Raw genomic sequence first — 18944 nt, 5'->3', positions numbered from 1 at the left:
TCCTTCGCGAGGTGCGGGGGACGCGCGGCCGTCAGGCCGCGCTGTCCATGTCCGCCGACTCCAGCATCGCCGCGTCCGTGGTGGACAGCAGGCGGGCCAGGTCGATCAGGACGACGAAGCCGTCGGACCGGCGCACCACGCCCGAGATGTAGTCCGAGCGCCACTTCACCCCGATGTCGGGCGAGGGCTCGATCTCTTCAGCGGCGAAGCCGGTGACCTCATAGACCCGGTCGGCGACCAGACCCAGGCTGAGAATGCGCTCCTCGACCGGGATATCCAGCACCAGGATGCGGGTGTTCAGGGTCGGCTCGACCGGCGCCATGCCCAGGCGGATCCGCAGATCCGCCGTGGGCACGCCCCGCCCGCGCACGTCGGTCAGCCCCAGCAGATAGGGCGGGCCGTTGGGGATGCGCGAGGGGGTCTGATAGGTCAGGATTTCACGCACCAGTCCGACCGGGGCGGCGAAGGTCTCGTCGCCCAGGCCGAAGGTGACGTACTGGCCCTCAGCGGCGCCCGACATCAGGCGCTCACCCGGAAGTCCATGTCCTCGGCGTCGGCGCCGCCCGTGGCCATGTCCAGGGCGAAGCCCTTGGCGCGAGCTTGCTGCTGGTGCACGGCGGGCCGGGCCGGAGCGGCCTTGGCCGCCGGGCGCACGGGGGCGAAGGTCGAGGCGGAGGCCGTCGGACGCGGCGCGTTGCGGGCGCCGGCGGCGTCGGTGCGGAAGAAGGCGATCGAGGTCTGCAGTTCCTCGGCCTGGGCGGCCAGTTCCTCGGAGGTGGCCGACATCTCTTCGGAGGCGCCGGCGTTCTGCTGGGTCACCTTGTCGAGCTGCTGGATGGCCTCGTTGATCTGCGAGGCGCCGATGTCCTGTTCGCGGCAGGCGGCGCTGATCTCGGACACCAGTTCGGCGGTCTTGCGGATGTCGGGCACCAGGCGCTGCAACATTTCGCCGGCTTCCTGGGCGGCCTTGACGGTGTCGCCCGAGACCGCGCTGATCTCGGCGGCGGCCGTCTGGCTGCGTTCGGCCAGCTTGCGCACTTCCGAGGCGACGACGGCGAAGCCCTTGCCGTGCTCGCCGGCGCGGGCGGCCTCGACGGCCGCGTTCAGGGCCAACAGGTCGGTCTGGCGGGCGATCTCCTGCACGATGCCGATCTTGTCGGCGATGGTGCGCATGGCGTCGACGGCGCGGTTGACGGCCTCGCCGCTGACCTCGGCGTCACGCGACGACTGACGCGAGATCTTCTCGGTCTGGGCGGCGTTGTCGGCGGTCTGCTTGATGTTGGCGGCCATCTCTTCCATCGAGGCCGAGGCCTGTTCGGCGGCGGCGGCCTGTTCGGTCGCGCCCTGGCTCATCTGTTCCGAGGTCGACGACAGCTCCTGGCTGCCCGAAGAAACGTTGTCGGCCGCCGACAGGGCGTCGCTCACAATGCCCCGCAGGCGCTCGATCATGGCGTTGACGTGGCCCAGCATGTCGCCGATTTCGTCGCGCGTCGTGACGGCGACGGTCTGCGTCAGGTCGCCATCGGCGACGGCCCGCACGATCGTGTTGGCGCGATTCAGACCGCGGCTGATGATGACCGAGATCCACACCGCACCGGCCAGGGCCAGAAGCAGGGCGACGACCGCCACCATGATCAAGGCCGCGCGAGAGCTGGCGTAGAGTTCGTCGGTGTCCTTGGCCGCATCGGACATCATCTGTTCGCTCAGCTCGACGATAGCGGCAGAGGCCTCTTCAACCTCGGCGTTGATCCGGCGGGCCTCACCCAAGGTCAGGCTCGCGGCGCCGGCGTTGTCGTTCGACAGGGCCAGGCGGCGGATCTGGTCGCTGACCGGCTTGTATCGGTTCCATGCCGCTTCAAGGCGCAGCCATGCCGGTTTGCCCTTCTCGGAAGCCCCCTCGATTCCCGTCTTCAGCAAGGCGTCGATCTGGTCGCGGCTTTTCTGAATCTGTCCGTCGAGCTGGCGGTTCGTGTCGGGGTCGACGGTCAGCGCCATCCCGCGCTCTCTGCGAACAACGGCTCCGTATTCGGTCGCGATGGTCTGGGCGCGCGCCAATTGCGCCGCCGGCCCTTCGATCACGTTATTGATGGACTGGTTCAGCGAGCCCATCCGCGAAATGGAAACGCCGACAACCGTGGCCAGGGCCACTATGAGGACAGCAAACGTCAGAGTGAGTTTTGCTTTAATAGTCAAACGCATGATGGATCCCTAAAGGCCGGTCAGTGGCGAGTTTGGGACGCGACCGGCTGGCGGGCGTCCTGGTGCTGATTGAAAATGGCCTGGAGCGCGGGAACGACGATGAACTCGTCCTTTCGCTTCACCAGGCACTGGATGAATTCGGGGCGCCAGCGCATCCCGACGCTGGGCGGAGCCTCGCTAGCGGAGCGCTCCAGGGTGGTGACCTCGTGGACCTTGTCGGTGCGAAGGCCGACCAGCGTCTGCTCGCCGTCGAGTTCGATCTCGATGACGACGATGCGGCTGTCGATGGTGAAAGCGCCGATCTCGAGGTCGAAGGCGACCCGCAAGTCGGCCAGGGGGATGACCTTGCCGCGGAAGTTGATCACCGATCCGGCGAAGGGATCGGCGCCCGGCACCACGGTCTCGGGCGCCAGGTCGATGATCTCCTGCACCCGCACGGCGTCGAGCGCGAACAACTCCCCGCTCAACTCGAAGGTCAGGACTTCAACCTGTTCGGCGCCGGTCCAGCCCGCCGCCGGCGCGACGTCGTCCTGGGCGCTCATACGGCTTCACGCATCTGCGCCTCCTGCTCCTGGCCCATGGCGACCAGATTGGCGATGTCGAGGATCAAGGCGACGCCCCCGTCGCCCAGAATGGTCGCGCCCGAGAAGGTCGACAGGCTCGCGTGCAGCTTGGACATCGACTTGATGACCGTCTGGTGGTCGCCGATGATCTGGTCGACGACCAGGCCGATCCTTTCCTCGCCGCTGGAGACGACGACGACCTTCTGGTGAAGTTCGGGCGGGGTTCCGGTGGCGAACAGTTCGCGCAGGCGCAGGAAGGGCACCAGCCGGTCGCGCAGGGAAATGAAGCTTCGCCCGCGCGAGCGCCGGTCCTCGTCCAATGACAGCTCGAGGCATTCCTCGACGGCGCTCAGGGGGATGACGTAGCGCCCCTGCCCCACGCGAACCAGCAGGCCGTCGATGATGGCCAGGGTCAAGGGGATGCGCAGCGACACCTCCGAGCCCTCGCCGGGGCGGCTGGCGACGTCGATGGAGCCGCGCAGGCTGTCGATCGTCCGCTTGACCACGTCCATGCCGACGCCGCGCCCCGACAGATTGGTGACCGCCTGGGCCGTGGAGAAGCCCGGATGGAAGATCATCTGCAGCAGGTCATGGTCGCTGATCGCGGCCCCGGGCTCGATCAGCCCCTGGGCCTCGGCCTTGGCCCGCACCCGCTCGCGGTCGATGCCTCGGCCGTCGTCGCGGATGACGATGACCACCTCGCCGCCCGACTGATGCGCCGACAGGCAGATGGAGCCGGTCTCGGTCTTGCCCGCGGCGACGCGGTCTTCGGGCTGCTCCAGCCCATGATCCGCGGCGTTGCGGATCAGGTGGATCAGCGGATCGGCCAGGCGCTCGATGACGGTCTTGTCGATTTCCGTCGTTTCGCCGTCCGTGGAGAGTTCGATGGCCTTGCCCGTCTCGCGCGCCAGATCATGGATCAGACGCCGGAAGCGGCCGAACAGGGTCGCCACCGGGACCATGCGCAAGACCATCATGGTGTCGCGCAGCTCTCCCGACAGGCGGCCGATGTCTTCCGACACCGCGCGCAGGAGCGGGTCCGCGCTGGCGTGGGCGATCTGGCCGAGCCGCGACTGGGCGATGACCAGTTCGCCGACCCGGTCCATCAATTCGTCCAGGCGATCCGCCGGGACCCGAACGCTCTCCGCGATCCGGACGGGCCGAGCCACATCGACGTCAACCGGATCGCCGACGGCAGGCGCCGTCGCCGGGTTAGGCATCGGGTCCGCCAGGGCGGCGGCGGGCTGGACCATCGCGGCTTCCGTCTCTCCGCCCTCGATGCACGCCGCGTCCTCGACCGCCTCGATCTCCAGGGTCATGTCGTCCATGACGAAGATGAAGACGTCCTCGATGGCGGCGCGGCCCTGGTCGGTGGTCAGAAGCACGTCCCAGGCCAGGTAATGGTCGGTCGGCTCGATGAGGTTCAAGGGCGGCACGCGCGACATGTCGGCGACCACGGAAGCTTCGCCCAGGTCGCGCAACTCCGCCAGCAGCGCCAAGGGATTGACGCCGTTCCTGAAGGCGTTGGACGGCAGGTCGAACCGGATGCGCCAGGTCGTCATGCCCGGCCGCGCGGCGAACGTGGGGGCGATCGCTTCCGCCTCACGCACCGCTCGCTCCAGATCGGCCAGCAACAGGTCGCCCGCCGCGGCGTGATCGCCCGACGGGTCCTCCATCAGGCGACGCATATGGTCCCGCGCGGCCAGGACGGCCGACACCAGGTCCGCAGTCGCCGCGACCTCGTCCTTGCGGACCCGCTCGAAGGCGCTCTCGCAATGGTGGGTGAAGGCGGCCAGGGCGTCGAAGCCGAACATGGCGCCCGACCCCTTCAGGGTGTGAAGGCCGCGAAAAACGGCGTCGACCAGATCGCGATCCTCGGGACGGTCGAGCAGGTCCAGCAGACCCTGTTCGATCAGTTCCAGGTTTTCTCGCGCCTCGACCTGAAAAACGGCGATGGCGTCGTCGCTCATCGACCGAGCACCTTCTTGGCGATACGCACCAGCTGGTCGGGATCGAAAGGCTTGGTCAGCCAGCCCGTAGCGCCGGCCGCCCTTGCCCGGTCCTTCATGGCGGCGTCGGACTCAGTGGTCAGGAAGACGATCGGCACGCCCATCAGCTCGGGCAGGCGGCGCATTTCCTCGATCATGGTCAGCCCGTCCATGACCGGCATGTTCAGATCGGTGATGATCAGGTCGAAGTCGGCGGCCCGGGCCTTGTCTATGCCCTCCGCGCCGTTGGCGGCCTCGGTGACCGAATAGCCAGCGTTACTCAGGGCGATCTTCAACGCGACCCGGATACTGGGCGAGTCGTCGACGGTAAGAATAGAGGCAGTCATTGCGCCGGCTCTTCATGAAACCAGAAGCTGACGGCGTCAGACGATCCGCCTGCAAGGAAGCCTGCGTCATTGAGAAGCGAACGCAAATGCTCCGCGGGCCGTGACAATGACAGGCGCTTTCCGGTCAACGTCGCGTAGCAACGCGCGGACTCAATGAGCTGCAATCCACACAAATCCACGCAACAGTCATCGCTTATATCGACAACAATATGATTATAATTCCCAAATTCAGAGATTAAATTCTCTTTAAGACTATAAACTTGTTTCAATGTTATCGATGCATCTGAAGTAAGAATTTTATCCATAATTTTCTTTTTCTATCCAAATGCCTTTGAACGCTAAAATACCAATCAATGCTCTTCGAGAATGATAAGGCCGCAGCATTTTGGAAATAGGGACAATTACCTACCCCAAAAGTTAACAAAATAATTTTCCTTCAATTGTATCAGAATTCAAAAATGGATGCGCAATTCAAGAAATTCTGATCGAATTTAAAATGATTCATCGCGCTTACAGAAGATCCACTGAGAAATTCAAATTTCGATGGGACAAATTCTTTGCCCTCTCAGCGGACATTTCGCCGTGGCGATCAAGCTTCCGAAGGGAGGCGTCGCGGTCGTCCATGCCAATGCGGAGGCCAGCTGTCCGCGCGAACGCCACCGCGCGCGCAACGGGCGCGTCTCGAGAAAGCAACCAGAGGGAGGCGTGGCTGAAACCCGCCGCTCGGGCGGGCTAGGCGAGTTTGGACGTCAGGCGCCGCCCGTCGGCGGCGCGCCCTGCGCCAGGGCCAGCGCGAAGAAGGCTTCGGCCAGGCGCGAGGGCTTGACGCTGTTCGAGACCACGAAGGCGTATTCGTGCAGGATTCCAGGCCGGAAGGGCCGTAGCACGGTCCGGTCGCGGACATAGGCCTGGGCCAGGCGCTCGTTGACGATGGCGACCCCGACGCCGCGCGCGACCAGGGCGCAGGACGAGGCCACGGTGTGGGTCTCGACCCGCACGCGCGGGGCGACCCCGGCCTCGGCGAAGGCGGCCTCGACCTGGGAGCGGAATCGCCTGCCCTGCCCCAGCAGGACCAGGGGCGTGTTCTTCAGGTCCTGCGCCGTGACCTCCTCGCGCTCGGCCAGCGGATGGTCGGACGGCAGGACGCAGGCCGTCTCGCTGACCAGGACGGTGCGCGCGTCCAGATCGTCGCGGTTCAGCGGCAGCTTGACGAAGCCGGCGTCGACCGCGCGCGAGGCGATCATGCTCTTGGTCGTCTCCACCCCGTGGGAATCGATGGACAGGTGGACGCGCGGATACTGGTCCAGGAAGGCGGCGATGACGTCGGGCAGGATCGCTTCCAGGAAGCTGGGCGGGGCGACCAGACGCAGACGACCGACGCGGAAGTCGGAAATGTCCCGCGCCAGATCCTGGACCCGGTCGACGTTGTCGAGCGCGCGCTCGACCTCTTCGTACAGCATCAGGCCGTCGGCGGTCGGGACTAGGCGGCCCCGGTCGCGATGGAACAGCTCGAAGCCGAGGTCCTGCTCCAGCTGGGCCAGCAGGCGGCTGGCGGCGGGCTGGGTCAGGCCCAGGGTGCGCGCGGCGGCCGTCACCGACCCCTGCTGCAGGATGGCGCGGAAGGCGCGCATGGCGCGCAGCCGGATGGGGCGCCGGGCGCCGGCCGAGACCAGCGCCATCACTCAGCCCCTGCGCGCCGGAACGATCGGCAGGACCAGCCGCGACAGGCTCGCCGGCCCGGTGTGGATGCGGTTGATCGCGACCACGGCCTCGCTGGCCTCGCCCGCCGGAGCGCCCGTGCCGGGATTGACGTCGAAGTGGGGGAAGTTGCTGCCGGCCACGTCCAGGCGGATGCGATGCCCCGCCGCGAACAGGTTGCTGGTCGGAAACAGCTGGATTTCGACGTCATAGACCTCACCCGGAACCAACGGGCGCGGCGCCGCGAAGGAGTCCCGGAACCGTAGGCGCAGCACGCCGTGGGTCAAGTTCAGGGCGTAGCCTTCGGGATAGTCGGCGCTGGGCGGATAGACATCGACCAGCTTGAGCATGATGTCCGTGTCCAGGGCCGAGGACGACACCGACAGGCGCGCCGTGATCGGCCCCGTGACCTCGACCGCCGCGTCCAGGGGCGCGGTCTCGAACGTCAGGACGTCGTCGCGGTCGCACAGGGCGCGGCCGGGCTGAGTCGCGCCGAACAGGCCCCCGGTCTCGCGCTGGTCATAGCCGCCCGCCGCCATGACCGGCGCGCCCGAGGCGATGGCCCCGCCGATGGTCGGCACGGGATGGGCCGGGTCGTGACGCCAGACGCGCTCGCCCGGCTGGGCCGCCTCGGTCGACAGGCCGCCGTCGGCGTGCAGGTGGAAGTCGGTGAACACCGTGCCCGGCAGGGGCCAGTCGGCCTCGGCCCGCCAACAGCCGCCGTGGTCGAGCCGCCCCTCGGCCGTGCGTCGCCCGCTGCCGCCGCCCATGACAAACAGGCTGACCGGCGCCTCGAGGTAGTCGGGCGCGGCCCGCCCCTTCAGCCAGCGGTCGAACCAGGCCCGGCGCAGGGCCAGGTAGTCGGGCGCCAGACAGCCGTCCAGCGTCGCCGACGGGCCGAAGTCCACGTCCCCGGCGAAGGCGACGGAGCGCTGGCCGTGCGTCCACGGCCCCATGACCAGCTTGACCGGCCCAGCCTTGGCGCGGCTGAAGCGGGCGTAGTTGTCCGTCGCCGACAGGGCGTAGGGATCGTACCAGCTGCTCATGAAGACCATGGGCGCGTCGGTGAACGCCTCCTCATGACAGGCGGCGCAGAAGTCGGGCGCGCGCCAGAAGTCGTCGAAGGTCTCGCGCCGCCACATGTCCTGGATGAAGGCGTCGTATTCGGGCGCGGCGGCCAGCGGCGTTCGGCCCGGCCGCCACGGATTCACCGCCATCCAGTCGCGCACGTCCTCGGCGTTCAGGGCGGCCAGACGGGCCGGGTCGTCCTGGCTGAGGGGCGACAGGCGGGCGTGCTTCATGGCCCAGGTCAGCTGCTTCAGCTCGAAGGCCCCGCCCTGGCGCACCCCGCTGTGGAAGGCGCTGGCGAAGCCGCCGGAGTCCATGAACATGGCCCGCAGTCCGGGCGGGTTCAGGCAGGCGGCCGCCGCCTGGACGTGGGCGCCGTAGGACAGACCCAGGGCGCCGATGCGCCCGTCGCACCACGGCTGCTGGACCAGCCAGGCCATGACGTCGAAGCCGTCCTCGGCCTCGTTGGCGTATTTGGTGAAGACGCCCTCGGAGCCGTAGCGCCCCCGGCAGTCGACCAGGACATAGGCGTAGCCGCCGCGCGCGAACTCGACCGCGATCTCGGGCTTGGAGCGCGGCGTCGGATCGGCGGCGCTGCGGTCGGCGTGGTTGGTCCCGCGCCGGTCGTAGGGGGTGCGCTCCAGCAGGGCGGGCAGCGGCCCCTCCTCGCTGTCCGGCAGATAGACGTCAGCAGCCAAATGCACGCCGTCGCGCATCGGGATCATGACGTCGCGCAGGACGCGGACGCCGGACAGGATCGGCAGATCGGTCATGGCGCGACGACCTGGGGGACGACCGGAGCGGCGGCGGCCGCCGGTTGTGGCAGATGATAGGCGGCGGGCGCGCCGGGTCCGACGGGCAGCTGGAACCCGACCCAGGTCAGGATCAGCAGCATCCCCGCCGCGCCGAAGGCGGCGCTGTAGGGCAGCATCAGGGCGATCATCGACCCGACCCCGAACTTCGGCTTCCACTGCTGGCACATGATCAGCACCAGGGGGAAGTTGCTGGCCAGGGGGGTGACGATGTTGAAGATGGAATCGCCCATCCGATAGGAGGCCGTGGTCATCTCGGGCGAGACGCCCAGCAGCATCAGCATGGGCACCACCACCGGCGCCATGGCGCTCCACTTGGCCGAGGCCGAGCCGATGACCAGGTCCAGAACGGACGACATCATCAAGAGGCCGACCAGCAGCAGCGGCAGCGGCAGGGCCAGTTGCTTCAAGCCCTCGGCGCCCTTGACCGCCAGCACCGGGCCCAGGTTGGACCAGCTGAACATGGCGACGAAATGGGCGGCGAAGAAGGCCAGGACGATGTAGGGGGCCATGCTCTTCAGCCCCTCGGCCATCATCTTCACCAGCTCGCGGTGCGAGCGGATCGTCCCCGTCGCCGCGCCATAGGCCCAGCCGGTCGAGACGAACAGCAGCATGAAGGCGGCGATCAGGGCGCCGTAGAAGGGCGCCAGGCGGCGCGGCCCGACGGCCTCATGATCGACCAGGGGGCTGAACCCCGGCCAAAGGGTCAGGGCGGCGAACAGGCCGACGACCAGCAAGGCGGCGACGCCCGCGCGCCGCAGGCCGCGCTTCTGAGCCGGCCCCAGCACGCCGAGGCCGGCCGCCTCCGCCTCGCCCGCCGCGCTGTCGCCGTCCCAGACGCCCAGGCGCGGCTCGACCACGCGGTCGGTCAAGAACCAGGCGATGGGCGTGAAGACCACGCCGATGGCCAGAGTGAACCACCAGTTGCCCAACGGATTGACGGTGAAACTCGGGTCCAGAAGCTGCGCCGCCGGGGCGGTGATGCCCAGCATCAGCAGGTCGAACTGGCCCGGAATGACATTGCCCGCAAAGGCTCCCGAAATCCCCGCATAGGCGATGGCGATCCCGGCCAGGGGATGGCGTCCGGCCTTGGCGTAAACCAGCGCCGCCAGCGGGATCAGCACCACATAGGCCGCGTCCGAGGCATGGTGCGAGAACAGGCCGATGATGAAGACGGCGGGCGTCAGGAAGCGGGTGTGAAGCCGCCTCACCCCGCCGCCCAGCAGGGCCGCGAACAGGCCCGACCGCTCGGCCACCGCCGCCCCGATCATGACCACCAGCACCAGGCCCAGAGGCGGGAAGCTGGTCAGGGTCTTGGGCATGTCGACCAGCAGGCGGGCGACATTGGCCCCGGACAACAGGCTCTGGGCCTGCAGCCGCTCGCCCGTCACCGGGTTGATCGCGCTCCACTGAGTAAAGTCCGCGACCACCGAGGCGGCCACCAGCACCCCGATGCAGAACAGCAGGATGAAGACCGGATCCGGCAGGGCGTTGCCCATCGCCTCGATCCGGTCGAGCCAGTTCCGTTTCCGCCGGCCCGTGTCAGCCGGCGGAGCCTCGGTGTCCGTCATGGAAAGCGCCTGATCCTAGAACTGGAAGCCCAGGCGAACGTAGGCGCTGCGGCCCCGCACGTCATAGGTGTACATGTCGAAGTTGATCGGCGCGTTGGCGTAGGACGCCGGCGGCATCACGTCGAACAGGTTGTTGATCCCGACCGTGATCGTCGTGTCGTAGCGGTCGAAGCGATAGCCGGCCTCGAGGTCCTGATAGAAGACGGCGTCGGTCTTGGCGTCCTTGACCGGGTTCACCACGTCGGTGCTGTCGCCGATGTAGCGGCCGCGCCACAGGGCGTTCCACGGACCGTCGCTCCAGCGCAGCGAGGTCTGGCCCTTCCAGTGCGGATAGGTCGAACGCGAACGGTCGCCCTTGCCCGCGCGGTCGTCGACGATGGCCGGGCCGCCCGCCGGATCGGGGCTGACGGTCGCGAACTCGCTCAGATAGGAGACGTCCACCATGGCGGCGAAACGACCGACCGAGGTGCTGAACTCATAGCGCGCCGTGGCGTCGACGCCCGAGGTCCGGATCTCGTTCAGGTTCTGCGCGCCCTGCACCAGGTTCAGCACGGCGCCGGTCGAGGCGTCGCGGGTGATCAGCGAGCAGTAGGGGTCGCCGCGCACCGCGCACAGATTCATGATCTGGGCGGCCGACTGGGAGGCGATGGCGTCCTGGATGGTGATCTCGTACCAGTCGACCGTCAGGCTCAGGCCCGGAACCCAGTGCGGCTTGATGGCCACGCCCAGGCTGTAGGTGTCGGCCGTCTCGGGCTTCAGGTCGAGATTGCCCGAGGTGGTGCCGGGGATCAGGGTCTGGTGGTTCTGCTGGTGATAGGTCGCGGGCACGCCGGCGCAGCCCGGCAGGCTGGGGTTGGCAGCGGCGCCGCCGTTGCACGGGTCGATGACCTGCAGCAGGACCTCGCGGCCGCCCTGGAACAGCTCCAGGATCGACGGCGCGCGGAAGCCCTGCGACCAGGTGCCCCGCACCAGCACGTCCTCGACCGGCCGCCAGCCCAGGCCGACCTTCATGGTGGTGGCGTCGCCGACGGTGTCATAGTTGGAGTAGCGAGCGGCCAGGCTCAGATCCAGGCTCTGGGCCATCGGCATGTCGCGCAGCAGGGGCGCGGCCAGCTCCACATAGGCTTCGTGCAGGCTGTACTGGCCCGTCGTCGGCACCCGCGTCTGCGAGGAGGTGGCGGCGTAGGCGCTCGACAGATATTTCGACGGCGCGTTGACCAAGGGGTCCGGCGTGTCGGTCGCCTTGTTCTGGCGATACTCATAGCCCGCCGCCACAGCCAGCGGACCAGCCGGCAGCTCGTACAGGTCGCCGGTGACGTTGAACGCCAGGTCGTAGATCTCGGTGCTGTTGGATTCGCGCGTGGTGAAGCGGATGTAGTCGGCCGCCTCGGCGCTCATCGGCCCGAACAGATTGACCGGCACGCAGCCCGCCGTGGCGGCGCAGGTCGCCGGATTGCCCAGCCCCAGGAACAGGTTGTCGTAGTTGATGCCGTTCAACGCCGAAGACTTCATCTCGTTGCGGGCGTAGCTGCCGTAGGCGCCCCAGCTCCAGTCGCGCTCGAACAGGCGGACCTGGCCGTCGAAGCCCGCGCCGAAGCGATAGGTCTTCACGTCCTGGACGTTGTCGCGGTTGCCGACGTCGGACATGACCTTGCGCACGCGCCAGGCCTGGTTGGCGTTGAAGGCCAGGGCGTTGGCGACCGGCGCCCCGTTGGCCGTGCCGAAGGGGTTGTAGGCGTGGTTCACCGGCAGGCTGAAGCCGCGCACCGAGCCCGCCGTGCCGCCGATGTCCAGCGGCACCGGGGCGAACATCTGGTCCGACACCCGGCGGTTGAACAGGGCCTCGGCGTGGAAGCTCAGCGTATCGGACAGGTCGCCGCGATAACGGCCGTAGAAGCCGTAACGCTCGCTGGGGCCGGTCGTGTAGACGCCCTGCGTCAGCGGATTGAAATAGTCGCCCGGCAGGCTGGCCACGTGGAAGCTGTCATCCGCCAGGGCGCCCGCGCCGATGGAGCCGAAGCCATTGGCCGTGATCGGCGAGGCCGAGCTGGCGAAGCCCGCGCCCGTGCCGAAATAGGCGTTGTTGGCCAGGCCCGGCAGGGTGAACAGGCCATAGGGGCTGGTGCCCGGCGCCGTCAGCGGCACGAGAGAGACCCGGGTCAGGTCGCGATCCGTCGTCAGGATCGGGCTGTCCTTCACATAGCTGGCCGAGAAGACCAGGGCGCCGTTGTCGAAACGCTTGCCGAAGTTGGCGATGGTCTGGAACTGTTCGCCGTCGCCGCGATCGGTCGAGCCATAGCGGGTGCTGAGGCGGATGCCGTCAAAGTCGCGCAGGGTCTGGATATTGACCACCCCGGCGATGGCGTCGGCGCCGTAGATGGCCGAGGCGCCGTCCTTCAGCACCTCGATGCCCTCGATCATGCCCAGCGGCATGGTGTTCAGGTCGACGAAGTCACGGAAGCCGCGCTGGCCCACGCCGTCCACCCAGCGGTGGCCGTCGACCAGCACCAGGACGCGGTTGCCGCTGCCCTCGGCCCCGCCGAGGTAGCGCAGGTTGATCGAGGAGGCGCCGTAAGAGGTGCCTTGGGTGCCATTGCTGTTCAGGCTGACGCCCGCCGACGGCAGCTTCTGCAGCAGGTCGCCGATCGAGGTGGCGCCGGAGTTCTTGATGTCCTCGGCGGTCAGGGTCAGCACAGGGCCGACCGAGTCGGCGTCCTTGCGCTGGATGCGCGAGCCGGTGACGACGATCTCGCTGACCGCAGTCGCGTCGTCCGGCTGTTGAGGCGCCTGCTCCTGCGCCCAGGCCGCGCCCGCGGCGCCCCAGGCCAGCGCCGCCAGCGCCGCCCCATTCAGCAGGCGTCGCGCCTGTCCGTTCACAGATACCGTCATGGTCACTCCCCGGTCTTCCGATGCCCTTTGCGCCGCCCCTGTTCTGGATCGGGGCGTGCGATTGAGACGGAAGGAGCAGGGTCGGGGGATCGAATGCAACAATATTGCAGTTTCGTATCAATCCATGCGTCCAGCGCATGACCGACACCCTGATCGACCACTGATCTTATGGTCCAAAATACAAGATCTTGGCTGGAACGGCTGTCCAAAGGCCGTCCTTGACGGCGCGTCGTTCGCCGAAAACGGCGCCGGCGCAGACGCGCCGAAGGGTGACGCCCCCTTCCACATCGCCTCGGGAACGCCGGGAAGCTCTCGCCGTTATGGGAACCGAATGCGTCAGACCAAGTGTTGAAACGTCAGGAGGACGCCATGGGTGCCGGCGAAATGAACGCCTTGAAATTCGAGGCCAAATCCCACGACAGTCCCGATGAATTGCGGACCCCCGACAAGACTCGGGTGGAGGTGGTTCGGCTGCCCGGCGCCACCCTCGGACGCTTCAAACTGGAGCCGGGATGGAAGTGGTCCGAGTGCGTGAAGCCCGTCGTCAAGACAGACAGTTGCCAGATGGCGCACGTCGGCCACGTCTTGTCGGGGACCCTGACCGTCAAAATGAATGACGGGACTCAGAAAACCCTGAGCCCCGGCATGTCCTACACGATCCCCCCCGGCCATGACGCCTGGGTGGAAGGCAACGACGGCTTCGTCGGCATCGAAGTCATGAGCGCCGAACAGTACGCCAAGCCATCCTGACGGGCGGCCGCCCTCCTCGGCGCACGCGCGGCAGAGGCCGAAGCCCCTGCTGCGCCTTTCACGGCCCGATCAGTTGGCCGGAAAGGCCGTGGCGTCCTTGAGATGCTGCTCCGGCAGATAGGGACCGGCGGGCAGCCCGCGGCCGGCGATCGTGGAGGCCTGGAGGTTCGCCATCTTGGCCAGCGGGATATAGTTGGGCGCCGCTTTTTCCAGGGCTGAAACAATGGCCTGGGCCAGCAGGTCGGCGAGAGGATTGCCCGAATTGGACGCCTGGGGGCTGTAGGTCATGGACTGGGTGTCGGTCCACAGCGCCTGGCCGGTGCGGCAGCTCTTGAGCGTGTAGGTGAACTCCACATTGGTGGAGCTCGAGATGACGATGTACTGCGACTCCCAGCGCTCGATCGACACAAACAGCACCGCGTCGCAGCCGAACAGGGCGCCGAAGCGCGAGGCGTCGGCGTTGTGCACCAGGCCGGCGTCGGACAGGCCGTCCTCCTCGAGCAGCCGTTTCACCATATAGGCCGGGAACATATAATAGCCGCGCTCGCCGAACGGCTGGGAGATGGTCGACAGGAAGAAGTCGGGCGCCTCGACCGACACTGTGTTGTTCAGCGCCGGCACGACCAGGATGCTGCGCGGGCTGGCCGCGCGGAAGGCCGTATAGTCCTTGGCTGGCGGGCCGGCGATGACGCAGGCCGACAGCGTCAGCGCGGCGGCGAGGCAGACGGCGCCCCTCAGGGCGTTCAGCGCGGCCTTCATGCGGCTTCTCCAGCGCGGGTCGTTGAGGCGGTCGTCGAGGCGGCCGCATTGACGGGCCGGCCGGTCAGACGAGCGATGACGCCGCTCATGAAGGGGGCGGATTCGGGGAACAGGCTCATTTCTTCCTCGAAACATTTGATCGCCGCCGCCTGCTGCCCGTCCTCGAGATGCAGGTAGCCCAGTTCCGCCAGCAGGCCCGGCGCGATCCGGTTCGACGCGCGGCCCCGCTCGATGGCCGCGACCAGGGCCGCGCGATAGGCGTCCCGCGTCTCCGGTTTCTTGGCGTAGGCGTACAGGGCCGTGTCATAGGCGCCCCACTCGAAGCGGCTGGTCGGGGCGCAGGCGGCCAGGCCGGCCCCCGCACAAAGAAGCCCCAGAAGGATGATCTTGCGCATCAACGCACCTTGATCTGGATGCGTGAGCCGGCACCCACCATCACGGTTTGAGAATGAATGGGCGTGCCGGCCGCCACCACTTCGACGACATGGCGGCCCGGCGTGACCTCGAGGATCGCGGCGCGCCCGTCAAAGGCGGCGGCCTCCCCCGCATCGACCCCGTCGATCACGACCCGCGCCCCGGCGGGGGCGCCGCTGAACCACAACCGGCCGTCCGGCGTGCCCTGGCTGACGGTCGAGGTGGGATAGGCGGTGGCGCACCCCGCGACGGACAGGCCGATCACGGCCGCGAAGATCAGGGCTCTCATGGCCTCGCCTCCACCACGCGCAGGCCGCGCGTTTCGCTGGGAACGGCGCCGGAGATGACGCGGGCCACGGCGCCCTGGGTTTCCGGCGCGTCGCCGAAGAAGGCGGTCAGTTCGATGCCCGCCACCACCGCCCCCGGCAGGGTGATCGGCAGGCCGGTCTGGGCGCTGATCACCGTCTCTCCGGCCTGTTCGACGTTGAAGCGGTCGCCCATCTTCAAGCCCTGGGCGGGGCCGCCGCTGACATAGACCGTCTGGCCCTCGGCCCGCAGAATGTCGGTGAACCAGCGACGCTGCTGCAGCTGCTGGATCACGTTGGTCATGCAATCGGCGATGGCGGCCGCGATGGCCCGGTCGTTGAGCGTCGAGTCATAACCGGCGCGCGAGCCGAAGCCCGCGACCTCGCCCGCTTCCGTCGACGCCTCGCCCGAGCCCGAGGTGGTGAAGAAGACCTGGCCGGTGCGCACGTCGACCAGGCGAATTTCCACGGTCGCATTGACCGCCTGCTTGCGCGTGGAGCTCAGGAACCCCGACTGCCCCTCGGTCCGCCGCCCCAACTGGGTGACCGAACCGATGACCAGGGCGTCCACCCCGACCAGGCCGTCCGAGCCGACGCCGGACAGGGCCTGTTCCGCGACCACCCAGTCCAGGTCGTTGCGCTCGAACACCAGGAACTGACCCGATCCGACCAGGGCGTTGGCCAGCATGTCGCCGGCCTGATCCGCGATCGGGTCGGCCTCACCGGGCGACAGCAGACTGCGCCCGTAGCTAGTGCTGTTCGAGAACCGCCCGACCGCGATCCGCCGCTTGAGCACCGGCTGGACGGCGGCGGACGCCGGGCGAACGACGGCGGGCACGGGCGCCACGACCGCTACGGGCGTGGGCTCCACCGTCGCGCACGCCGAAAGCGCGGCCGCGCACAAGGCCGCGCCGCCGATGACCATAAGTCGTGACACTGAGACCTCCTGGGCCACGTCTGAGCAAGCAGGGAGGCCATGCACGCCCGGAGGAACGCGTTTCACCGCGACATCGGCGAAATCCGCCCTCCCGACGGCGCACACAGACGAACCGGCCACGCGCGCCTTTTCGGCCGCTGTGATTGCATGAGCCCCCGATCCGCCCAGATGTAAGCTGCGGCGCGGTTTATGTAAACAATGTTCGGCGAACTAAGATTGGCAACTGTCGCCGCGCTGCCGCTTTTCGCCCTGCTCGGTTTCCGCGAGCGGCGGACGCTCATTTTAACGAGCGTCAGAAACAGCAGATCAATGACTTAGGGCACCCCCATAAAGGGCTTGTTGCGCAATCCATTATCGGGCCCACTGGTCGCGGCGGTCGACGGGGCGATCGTCCTTGCGGTGAGCACGAACACGATGATCGCGCCCTTTCCGACGGATCAGGTCTTCATTGGCGGCGCCTGGGGCGCAGCGGGCGACGGCGCGACCCTGCCGATCGAGAACCCGTCGACGGGCGAGGTCATGGGCCAGCTTGCCGCCGGAACCGCCGCCGACGTGGACGCCGCCGTCCAGGCCGCCCGCGCCGCCTTCGGCGGCGACTGGGGTCGCATGACGGCGGTCGAGCGCGGCCGCATCCTGGCCCGCATGGGCCGCGAGGTCGAAGCCCGCATCGACCTGCTGGCCGAACTGGAAGCCCTCGACGTCGGCAAGCCGCTGAAGCAGGCCCGCAACGACGTCATCGCCCTGGCCCGCTATCTCGAATTCTACGCCGGCGCGGCGGACAAGCTGCACGGCGAGACCATTCCCTTTCAGGACGGCTACACCGTTTACACCCTGCGCGAACCGCACGGGGTGACGGGCCACATCATCCCCTGGAACTATCCGATGCAGATCATCGGCCGCTCGGTCGTGGCGGCCCTGTGCGTCGGCAACGCCGTGGTGCTCAAGCCCGCCGAGCAGGCGTCGCTGACGGCCCTCGCCTTCGCTCACATCGCGGCGGATTGCGGCCTGCCCGCAGGCGCGCTGAACGTCGTGACCGGCACGGGGGCCGAGGCGGGCGCGGCGCTGGCCGCCCATCCGGGCATCAACCACCTGTCCTTCACCGGCTCGACCGGGGTGGGCGTGGCCATCCAGCAGGCGGCGGCGGTCAACGCCGTGCCGGTGACGCTGGAGCTGGGCGGCAAGTCGCCGCAACTGGTGTTCGACGACGCGGATCTGGAGAAGGCCCTGCCCTTCCTCGTCAACGCGGGCGTCCAGAACGCAGGCCAGACCTGCTCGGCGGGTTCGCGCGTGCTGGTCCAGCGCGACGTCTATGACGAGGTCGTGCGCCGCATGGCCGAACGTTTCAGCGCCCTAAGCGTCGGCCCCGCCATGGACGACCGCGACGTCGGCCCGCTGGTGTCGAAGAAACAGCAGGCCATGGTCGAGAGCTTCATCGACAAGGGCCGCGCCGACGGCATGATCGTGGCCCAGGCGACCCTGGCCGACCTGCCCGAGGGCGGCGCCTATGTCGCGCCCACCCTGTTCGCCAACGTCGCGCCCGATCACCCGCTGGCGCAGCAGGAAATCTTCGGCCCCGCCGTCGTCGTCATCCCGTTCGAGACGGAGGACGAAGCCGTCGCCATCGCCAACGGCACGGACTACGGCCTCGTCGCCGGGGTCTGGACGGCCGACGGCGGACGACAGATGCGGCTGGCGAAACGGCTGCGCGCGGGACAGGTTTTCATCAACAACTACGGCGCGGCGGGCGGGGTCGAACTGCCCTTCGGCGGCGTCGGCAGGTCGGGCCACGGTCGCGAGAAAGGGTTCGAGGCGCTCTACGCCTTCACCGTCCTGAAGACCGTCGCGGCCCATCACGGATAGCAGGGAGTAAGCGTCTTGGGGGAGAACAGATCGAAGCGGCTGGAGGGCAAGCGAGCGATCGTCACAGGCGGAGCCTCCGGCTTCGGCGCCGGCATCGCGCGCCGCTTCGCCGAGGAAGGCGCCCGCGTCATCGTCGCCGACCTGAGCGGCGACGCCGCCCGCGCCTTGGCCGCTGAACTGGGCGACGCCGATCTGGGCGTGAAGGTCGATGTGTCCAGCGCCGCCGACGTGGCCGCCCTGGCCGAGGCCGCCAACCGCCTGCTGGGCGGGATCGACATCGTGGTCAACAACGCCGGCGTCGGCCACACGCCCCAGCCGCTGGACGAACTGTCGGACGAGGCCTTCGACCGCATCGCCGCCGTCAACATGCGCGCCATCTATCTGATGTCGAAGGCCTTCGTGCCGGCGATGAAGGCGCAAGGGTCCGGCGCCATCCTCAACATCGCCTCGACCGGCGGGGTCAGCCCGCGCCCGAACCTGACCTGGTACAACGCCTCCAAGGGCTGGGTCATCACGGCGACGCGGGCCATGGCGGTCGAGCTGGCGCCCTTCCAGGTACGGGTGAACGCGCTGAACCCGGTGGCGGGCGACACCCCCCTGCTGAAGACCTTCATGGGCGCCGACACTCCCGAGGTGCGGGCCAAGTTCCTGGCCTCCATCCCCATCGGCCGCTTCTCGACGCCCGAGGACATGGGCGCCGCCGCCGCCTTCCTGTGTTCGGACGACGCCTCGATGATCACGGGCGTGGCGCTGGAGGTCGACGGTGGCCGCTGCATCTGACCGC

The 18944-nt window shown here is 68.1% G+C and carries 17 protein-coding genes; 3 read left to right on the top strand and 14 right to left on the bottom strand.

Features of this window, described 5'->3' with window-relative positions; genetic code table 11:
* Positions 1-31: 31 nt before the first annotated feature.
* The 10 genes from D8I30_RS09590 to D8I30_RS09550 all read right to left on the bottom strand — a co-directional run bounded on the left by D8I30_RS09590 (position 32) and on the right by D8I30_RS09550 (position 13135).
* Positions 32-520 carry a chemotaxis protein CheW gene (locus D8I30_RS09590; protein WP_205570691.1) on the bottom strand — a complete coding sequence of 163 codons (489 nt, stop codon included), beginning with the start codon at positions 518-520 and terminating at the stop codon, positions 32-34.
* Positions 520-2199 (bottom strand): methyl-accepting chemotaxis protein, encoded by a 1680-nt coding sequence (locus tag D8I30_RS09585; protein WP_121482545.1) that lies wholly within the window; start codon positions 2197-2199, stop codon positions 520-522. Before D8I30_RS09585 ends, D8I30_RS09590 begins: the two co-directional genes overlap by 1 nt.
* Before the next feature lie 20 nt (positions 2200-2219).
* The gene (locus tag D8I30_RS09580; protein ID WP_121482544.1) at positions 2220-2741 is read right to left on the bottom strand and encodes a chemotaxis protein CheW; all 522 of its coding nucleotides are present in this window, start codon (positions 2739-2741) and stop codon (positions 2220-2222) included.
* Entirely contained in the window at positions 2738-4732 is a 1995-nt protein-coding gene (locus D8I30_RS09575; RefSeq protein ID WP_121482543.1) for a chemotaxis protein CheA, read from the bottom strand. Before D8I30_RS09575 ends, D8I30_RS09580 begins: the two co-directional genes overlap by 4 nt.
* The gene (locus D8I30_RS09570; protein ID WP_121482542.1) at positions 4729-5097 is read right to left on the bottom strand and encodes a response regulator; all 369 of its coding nucleotides are present in this window, start codon (positions 5095-5097) and stop codon (positions 4729-4731) included. Before D8I30_RS09570 ends, D8I30_RS09575 begins: the two co-directional genes overlap by 4 nt.
* Complete coding sequence (locus D8I30_RS14435) at positions 5094-5402, bottom strand: STAS domain-containing protein (protein WP_162938852.1); 309 nt, start codon at positions 5400-5402, stop codon at positions 5094-5096. Before D8I30_RS14435 ends, D8I30_RS09570 begins: the two co-directional genes overlap by 4 nt.
* A gap of 444 nt (positions 5403-5846) precedes the next feature.
* The gene (locus D8I30_RS09565; protein WP_240387206.1) at positions 5847-6776 is read right to left on the bottom strand and encodes a LysR substrate-binding domain-containing protein; all 930 of its coding nucleotides are present in this window, start codon (positions 6774-6776) and stop codon (positions 5847-5849) included.
* A gap of 3 nt (positions 6777-6779) precedes the next feature.
* Positions 6780-8636, bottom strand: coding sequence for a CocE/NonD family hydrolase (locus tag D8I30_RS09560; RefSeq protein WP_121482540.1), 1857 nt, complete (start codon positions 8634-8636; stop codon positions 6780-6782).
* Positions 8633-10246, bottom strand: coding sequence for an AbgT family transporter (locus D8I30_RS09555; protein ID WP_121482539.1), 1614 nt, complete (start codon positions 10244-10246; stop codon positions 8633-8635). The genes D8I30_RS09560 and D8I30_RS09555 overlap by 4 nt, the downstream gene beginning before the upstream one ends.
* A gap of 15 nt (positions 10247-10261) precedes the next feature.
* Positions 10262-13135 carry a TonB-dependent receptor gene (locus D8I30_RS09550; protein ID WP_121483486.1) on the bottom strand — a complete coding sequence of 958 codons (2874 nt, stop codon included), beginning with the start codon at positions 13133-13135 and terminating at the stop codon, positions 10262-10264.
* Positions 13136-13504: 369 nt separating this feature from the next.
* Between D8I30_RS09550 and D8I30_RS09545 the strand changes: the two genes are divergently transcribed.
* On the top strand, positions 13505-13885 hold the full coding sequence (locus D8I30_RS09545) for a cupin domain-containing protein (RefSeq protein WP_205570690.1): 381 nt from the start codon (positions 13505-13507) through the stop codon (positions 13883-13885).
* 69 nt (positions 13886-13954) lie between these two features.
* Here the strand turns inward: D8I30_RS09545 and D8I30_RS09540 are convergent, their stop codons facing one another.
* The 4 genes from D8I30_RS09540 to D8I30_RS09525 are packed head-to-tail and all read right to left on the bottom strand — an operon-like array spanning position 13955 to position 16300.
* Complete coding sequence (locus D8I30_RS09540) at positions 13955-14644, bottom strand: DUF799 domain-containing protein (protein WP_121482538.1); 690 nt, start codon at positions 14642-14644, stop codon at positions 13955-13957.
* On the bottom strand, positions 14641-15039 hold the full coding sequence (locus D8I30_RS09535; RefSeq protein WP_121482537.1) for a DUF4810 domain-containing protein: 399 nt from the start codon (positions 15037-15039) through the stop codon (positions 14641-14643). Before D8I30_RS09535 ends, D8I30_RS09540 begins: the two co-directional genes overlap by 4 nt.
* Positions 15039-15347, bottom strand: coding sequence for a hypothetical protein (locus tag D8I30_RS09530; RefSeq protein WP_121482536.1), 309 nt, complete (start codon positions 15345-15347; stop codon positions 15039-15041). The genes D8I30_RS09535 and D8I30_RS09530 overlap by 1 nt, the downstream gene beginning before the upstream one ends.
* Positions 15344-16300 (bottom strand): CsgG/HfaB family protein, encoded by a 957-nt coding sequence (locus D8I30_RS09525; protein ID WP_205570689.1) that lies wholly within the window; start codon positions 16298-16300, stop codon positions 15344-15346. Before D8I30_RS09525 ends, D8I30_RS09530 begins: the two co-directional genes overlap by 4 nt.
* A 414-nt stretch (positions 16301-16714) precedes the next feature.
* Here D8I30_RS09525 and D8I30_RS09520 point away from each other — a divergent pair, with 414 nt between their 5' ends.
* Together D8I30_RS09520 and D8I30_RS09515 are read left to right on the top strand one after the other, a co-directional pair.
* Entirely contained in the window at positions 16715-18160 is a 1446-nt protein-coding gene (locus tag D8I30_RS09520; RefSeq protein WP_121482534.1) for an aldehyde dehydrogenase family protein, read from the top strand.
* A gap of 15 nt (positions 18161-18175) precedes the next feature.
* Positions 18176-18940, top strand: coding sequence for a glucose 1-dehydrogenase (locus D8I30_RS09515; protein ID WP_121482533.1), 765 nt, complete (start codon positions 18176-18178; stop codon positions 18938-18940).
* Positions 18941-18944 lie beyond the last annotated feature (4 nt).

The sequence above is a fragment of the Brevundimonas naejangsanensis genome (assembly GCF_003627995.1).
Classification (GTDB): Bacteria; Pseudomonadota; Alphaproteobacteria; order Caulobacterales; family Caulobacteraceae; genus Brevundimonas; species Brevundimonas naejangsanensis_B.
Note: the sequence above shows the minus strand (reverse complement) of the source record. Positions and strands in the feature narration are given on the sequence as shown.